Annotated in this window: 1 pseudogene; it reads left to right on the top strand. The window is 35.0% G+C overall.

From position 1 onward, the window contains the following. Positions 1 to 323: pseudogene (locus ACTJK5_RS23150) on the top strand (hypothetical protein); the annotation flags it as partial.

The raw sequence follows: 323 nt of genomic DNA, 5'->3' as shown, positions 1-323 counted from the left end.
GGTAAAGGAAATGCAGTTGCTCAATTCTTTATTTGGGCATTTCTCGGCTTTATTTTCTTTATCGGTGCGGCTAGTGTTTTATACTTCCGTATGTATAATGACTTAACAACTGAAAGACAAAAGTATATTACGATTACAAAGCTTGGCTTAACTGAATCAGAAATGTTTCGCTCTGCAACGATTCAATTAGGAATTTTATTTTTCGTTCCTTACATCGTTGCTGGTGTTCACACGTTATTTGCGGTTAAGTTTTTACAAAGCATGTTTTCTTTCTCATTACTAAAAGAGACATGTATCGTACTCACCTTTTTCGGGATTATCGA

It is taken from the genome of Agrobacterium sp. 22094 (genome assembly GCF_052046015.1).
Taxonomy (GTDB): Bacteria; Pseudomonadota; Alphaproteobacteria; order Rhizobiales; family Rhizobiaceae; genus Agrobacterium; species Agrobacterium cavarae.
The sequence above is the reverse complement of the archived record's forward strand: the minus strand, read 5'-3'. Positions and strand labels throughout refer to the sequence as shown.